This is a genomic window from Rhizobium ecuadorense (assembly GCF_001187535.1).
GTDB classification, from domain to species: Bacteria; Pseudomonadota; Alphaproteobacteria; order Rhizobiales; family Rhizobiaceae; genus Rhizobium; species Rhizobium ecuadorense.
In genome coordinates this window covers 1-223 of record NZ_LFIO01000566.1, presented here as the reverse complement: position 1 = coordinate 223, position 223 = coordinate 1, and the positions used below count along the sequence as shown (strand labels likewise).

Here is a 223-nt window from a genome sequence, read left to right as displayed (position 1 = left end):
GTCCAGCGCGTGCCCCTTGCGGGGCGCGCGCCGGTGATCGTTCAGAGTCGATAGCGACTGCGTTCGCGTTCGATTTGTTCCGGGCCGTAGGGATCGAGCGTATCGTCGAACCTGGTCCACCCCTCCTTGGTATAAGCCGCGCGACGTGCGGCCGGGTCGACCCAGTTGGAGCGCTTGAGGATTGCTTCTGCTTCCGGAACAAGAGCGTCCTGAACTCTGGCAG

At 63.7% G+C, this 223-nt stretch carries 1 pseudogene; it reads right to left on the bottom strand.

Features of this window, described 5'->3' with window-relative positions:
- Positions 1-41: 41 nt before the first annotated feature.
- Positions 42-223: pseudogene (locus AF337_RS44320) on the bottom strand (hypothetical protein); the annotation flags it as partial.